Raw genomic sequence first — 4801 nt, forward strand, 5'->3', positions numbered from 1 at the left:
GTTGAGGGCCGGGCAAAGTGGTAGCCCTGCTGGAGCACCACGCCCATGTCCAGCAGCGCGGAGGATTCCCCGGCACTTTCCACCCCTTCACCGATGACACGCACGCCGAGGTCCGCGCAGAGGCTTGTCATGTGGTGGACGATGCGCTGGCGAACCCTGTCCCGGTCGATGCCCCGGATGAGTCCGATGTCGAGCTTGAGCAAATCAGGCTGGAAGTCGGCCAGCAGATTCAACCCGGCATAACCTGCCCCGAAATCATCAATGGCGGTCAGGAATCCCCGTGCGCGGTACGTACGGAGAATGTTGAGCAGGTGCGCAGGGTCAGAAATGGCTTCGTGTTCGGTGACTTCGAAGATGATGTTGGCCAGTGGCCAGCCTACACGTTCTGCAGCAGCAAGGGTCGCCCGCAGGCAGTGCTCGGGGTTGTACAYAGCGTTCGGCAGGAAGTTAATGGAAAGCAGTGCGGGAAGCTCCGCCTCAACGGCGCATTCGAGCGCCCGGACCCGGCAGGCCTGGTCAAAGGCATACTGGTTTCCAGGGCTGACCGAAGCGAGCACATCTTGCGCTGACGCACCATCGGTACCACGCACCAGCGCCTCATGGGCAAAGACCGACCGCGCATGCACATCGACGATGGGCTGGAAAGCCATGGTGATGGACTTCTCAAACGCCCCACCGTCGCGGCATGCACCACACGCAAGCTGGCTACCCATCGTGCCCTTCCCCTGTGTCCCCACCTGTAACGGTGGCCTGACCGAAGACTAAACGGGACGGGCCATGCGGGTGTGAACGCGGGTCAGCTAGACCTCGTCGAACGGCACACGCCGCCGAGACCGGTGAGCCTGGTGGAAGCCTGCCGTGTGATGCAGCTGTGCAACCTGCAGCGAGGCCTCGTCGGACACGACGCGGCAGATGAAGAACGTATGCAGTCCGATCTCGTGGCAATGCGCGATCGTCAGCTCCTGAACATGCCGTGCCTCCACGACTACCGGGATGCCGAACTCCCGTGACGGCCGAACAGAAAACGGTAGCGCGCTCCAGTCCATGAGCGCCTGTTTGTGATGCTCGCTGAGCCTGTAGACGACCTGCTTCATCGTTGCGGGGACATGGGACAGAGCAACCCGGCGCGCGTCACGCAGGATCGGTACGGAAACGTTGGTCGTACGCAGCGCGAGCGAAAAGTAGCCGCTGCGGTCGAGCGGTCCGATCAGATCCATCGGGAAGATGTTCTGATGCCCATCCGTATTCACGGAGACCAACACCACTGGCTTCGGGCACAGGTAGGCGATCATCAACTGCTGGACCGCCACGGGATCCGTGTTCAGGCCATTCGACGCGCGACTCTTCAGCATCTGCCGGTTCTGAAGCCAGGCGTTCCATGAGCGCCGCGGGAAGCTGAGGCAGTGGTGATCACCGGATGCCACGCGATAAAGCGCGAGCGACGTCGCCCCGATATCCGAAACGTCCCTTACCAGATGGAGCGCACCCAGAAGTCTCCCGTTGTCGTTGTCGCGGTATTCGAGAACGGGACGCTGACCTGCATCGACACTCGTCGCGATGACCAGCGGATTGAGCGAGGCCACCGTATGGTCGGCTGTGACATCGGCCAATGAGCTATCCCAGCGCAAGGTCGCGGTGACCACCTGCTGCGGCGGCGCGAGAGCGATCGTTGCCCACTGTGGCAGCGGTCGGACCAGTGGCCTTACCCAGTCCTTCCACATCTCACACCCGCCGAAACAGCAGGAACATATAGAGCCGGGTGGCCAATCCGAGTCCCCGTGGCTCGAGCCGTTCGAGCCGGAAATGAGGAGCAGCGGCACGCGCCACCGCGCCCGGCGTGAAACGATGGATACGGCTTTCGCTCGCGATGCCGTAACTGCCGTTACGGATCAGATTCAGGAGGTTCGCCCGCCACCAGGCATAGCGTGCATCGCCCAGGTAAAACGGATTGAGCATGCTGGCAAGGACGAAGCCACCCGGCTGGACCACGGCCGCGAGATCCTGGAAGAGTGCCGCCTGCTCCGGAATGTGATTGAGGACCGCGAAGTTCGCCGTGACCCCGTGGACTTTGCAGGTCAACGGCAAGGAGACCGTGGTCACGGCATCACGGGCGATCTCGTCCTGGCAGTGCCGCGCCAGGTAGCCTTTCATGGCATCGGACGGCTCGTAGACGAAGGTCCGATGGCCGTGGGCGGCGAATACCTTGGCGTCGATACCCGTTCCCGCACCGAAATCCAGCACATCCGCGCCTTGGGGGAGCAAATCGAGCGCTATGGCCTGAAACCGCTCGCGTACCTGCCGGTCGCGCCAGGAAGTCTGGATGACGGCGTGGTATTGCTCCCCGGTATGCATGTCGCCCGCTTCTCCCTCGGTAAACCCGTGGGTGCCGGCCGGGGCGGGGAAAGTTGCACGGGGGTAGCCGCGCCTACTGAACGTCTCAGCTCAGCTGTTCGGCCAGACTGCGCGTGCGCGAGGTCATTTCGTCCCCGGTGTGCAAGGTGCTCGCCGGCTCGATCAACAGCACCCAGCATTCGTCGTCGGCGACCGGATTGTGGCGAACACCGCTCGGCACGGTGAGGAAGTCGCCCTCCTTCAGGTCCACGGCGCCATCCTCGAACTCGATGCGCAGCGATCCTTTCACGATATAGAAGAGCTCGTCCTGGCCATCGTGGGCGTGCCAGACGAGCTCGCCCTTGAGCTTCGCCGCCTTCAGTAACTGGTCGTTGACCTGCCCGATGACCTTGGGTGACCAATAGTCCTGGACGCGATCGAAGGCGGCAGCGAGAGCGGTGGGGGAAAGCATGGCGAGAGCCCGAATTGGTCTGCTGATGTCAGCGCTGTTCCGAGTCTATCCACACTGCCGATTCCGTCAACGCTGGTGCCAACCTCACTTCGCCTGGGTCAGCGGCAGGACGTTTTCGCAGGGCCTTTGTATCGAAACGTATCCGGGGCCGACCAAGACACATTTCGAGGGTTTGGGCTGGGCTACAGGACATATTCGAGACCACTCCGCTTGGTCTCCTATACCTGTCCTGACGCCCACCTTGGAGAGTCCCATGAACAAGAAAGTCGCCCTTGCCATCCTGGCCGCCCTCGCTGGCACGATCGGTACCGCGCACGCCCAGTCGGCGCAGCCGCTGCCGTCCCAGACAACCCTATCGACGACCGCATCTCAGGATCCCCTGGGTCCGCTGAAGCACATCCGCGCCGGCGTGTTGGACGTTGCCTACGCCGAGCTGGGTCCGGCGAACGGTCCGGTCGTGATTCTCCTGCATGGTTGGCCGTACGACATTCACAGCTACGAGGATGTGGCCCCTGCCCTCGCCGCGAAGGGCTACCGCGTGCTGGTGCCGTATGCACGCGGCTACGGGGAGACCCGCTTCCTTTCCGCCGACACCCTGCGTAATGCCGAGCCCGCTGCACTGGGTCAGGATGTCATCGACGTCATGGACGCGCTGCACATCAAGCGCGCGGTCTTCGGTGGCTTCGACTGGGGCGCACGCTCGGCCGATATCGTTGCGGCGCTGTGGCCGGAGCGCGTGAAAGCGCTGGTCAGCGTGAGCGGCTACCTCATCGGCAGTCAGGAAGCCGGCCAGGCGCCACTGCCTCCCGAAGCCGAATACCAGTGGTGGTATCAGTTCTACTTCGCCACCGAGCGTGGCCAGCAGGGCTATGCGAAGAACCACCACGACTTCGCCAAGTTGATCTGGAAGAACGCTTCACCGAAGTGGAACTTCGACGACGCAACGTACGAGCGTAGCGCGCAGGCACTCGAGAATCCGGACCACGTCGCTATCACCATCCACAATTACCGCTGGCGGTTGAACCTCGCCAAGGGCGAGGCGAAGTACGACGCTCTCGAGAAGCGACTGGCTCAGGCTCCGAAGATTTCGGTACCGACGATCACGCTCGAGGGCGATGCCAACGGCGCACCGCATCCGAAGCCGGAGGCGTATGCCAAGCAGTTCACCGGGAAGTATGAGTTCAGGCTGATTACCGGTGGGATCGGGCATAACCTGCCCGAGGAAGCGCCCAAGGCGTTCGCCCAGGCGATTGTCGACGCGGATCGTCTCTGACGAGGATGGGGGTGGGTGTCCTTGGGCTGACCATCAGCTCAACCGACGCACTGTTGCTTCGAGCGAGACTATGTGATCCACCAGGTCGTCGGTGCGATACTGGCGGTCAATTGCGGCATGTTGCATCCGAAGATTGAAGGTGGCGCCTGCAGTCATGCAACCCGCTCAGTCGCGATCCCCCGATCTTGCCTCCGCGGATCGTGGAGCAGGTTCACGGTTAGATAGCCAGCAATGGCCACATAACTCACCGTCGAAAGCCAACGAACTAGTCCCGAAAATACGCATTTTCTTATCTTGGTCAAGGCCAACGACCATCATGTAAAGTACCGATCTTTCCCGAATTGACGCAATCGAACTTTAGTAGACAACGAGCTTCCCGTCCGGGAATCGACCATTCCAGCCACAGGGGAAATGCCCGTTCAGATACCGACGTCCCCCCGCCTTCAGTAGCGGTCCGATCTTGAGTCCGGAATTACTGTAACTGTTTTGCGTAGGCAGCGGGCGTCAGCCCGCCCAGTGCTTTTTTCGGTCGCTCCTCGTTGTATTCCCGGCGCCAGTTTTCGATTTCGGTGCGTGCGTGCAGAAGGCTGGGAAACCAGTGCTCGTTGAGGCATTCATCGCGCAGCCGTCCGTTGAACGATTCGATGTAGGCGTTCTGGTTCGGCTTGCCGGGCTCGATAAGCCTCAGTTGCACGCCACGGTCGTGAGCCCAAGCGACCTTGGCC

6 protein-coding genes are annotated in these 4801 nt (G+C 61.9%); 1 reads left to right on the top strand and 5 read right to left on the bottom strand.

Annotated features, from left to right (window positions below; genetic code table 11):
- The 4 genes from AC1DYM_RS22715 to AC1DYM_RS22730 form a co-directional block, all read right to left on the bottom strand.
- Nucleotides 1-713: EAL domain-containing protein (locus AC1DYM_RS22715; protein ID WP_477342277.1), on the bottom strand; the 713-nt coding region annotated here is incomplete at its 3' end.
- A gap of 87 nt (nucleotides 714-800) precedes the next feature.
- A complete protein-coding gene (locus AC1DYM_RS22720; RefSeq protein ID WP_477342278.1) occupies nucleotides 801-1721 on the bottom strand; it encodes a flavin reductase in 921 nt (306 codons plus the stop codon).
- A gap of 1 nt (nucleotide 1722) precedes the next feature.
- Nucleotides 1723-2352: a class I SAM-dependent methyltransferase gene (locus AC1DYM_RS22725; RefSeq protein WP_477342280.1), complete on the bottom strand. Its 630-nt coding sequence runs from the start codon at nucleotides 2350-2352 to the stop codon at nucleotides 1723-1725.
- 85 nt (nucleotides 2353-2437) lie between these two features.
- On the bottom strand, nucleotides 2438-2803 hold the full coding sequence (locus AC1DYM_RS22730) for a cupin domain-containing protein (protein ID WP_477342282.1): 366 nt from the start codon (nucleotides 2801-2803) through the stop codon (nucleotides 2438-2440).
- Nucleotides 2804-3056: 253 nt separating this feature from the next.
- On the opposite strand from AC1DYM_RS22730, the gene AC1DYM_RS22735 reads away from it, so the two are divergent.
- The gene (locus AC1DYM_RS22735; protein WP_477342284.1) at nucleotides 3057-4076 is read left to right on the top strand and encodes an alpha/beta fold hydrolase; all 1020 of its coding nucleotides are present in this window, start codon (nucleotides 3057-3059) and stop codon (nucleotides 4074-4076) included.
- A gap of 472 nt (nucleotides 4077-4548) precedes the next feature.
- Here AC1DYM_RS22735 and AC1DYM_RS22740 read toward each other — a convergent pair.
- Nucleotides 4549-4801 (bottom strand): integrase core domain-containing protein (locus AC1DYM_RS22740; protein ID WP_477342286.1); only part of this gene is annotated, 253 nt, incomplete at its 5' end.

Source organism: Luteibacter sp. P1_D3, assembly GCF_056406135.1.

Bases quoted from the DNA above. Each gene is read 5' to 3' on its own strand.
- AC1DYM_RS22720 (WP_477342278.1), bottom strand. From the start codon at position 1,721: ATGTGGAAGGACTGGGTAAGGCCACTGGTCCGACCGCTGCCACAGTGG.
- AC1DYM_RS22725 (WP_477342280.1), bottom strand. From the start codon at position 2,352: ATGCATACCGGGGAGCAATACCACGCCGTCATCCAGACTTCCTGGCGC.
- AC1DYM_RS22730 (WP_477342282.1), bottom strand. From the start codon at position 2,803: ATGCTTTCCCCCACCGCTCTCGCTGCCGCCTTCGATCGCGTCCAGGAC.
- AC1DYM_RS22735 (WP_477342284.1), top strand. From the start codon at position 3,057: ATGAACAAGAAAGTCGCCCTTGCCATCCTGGCCGCCCTCGCTGGCACG.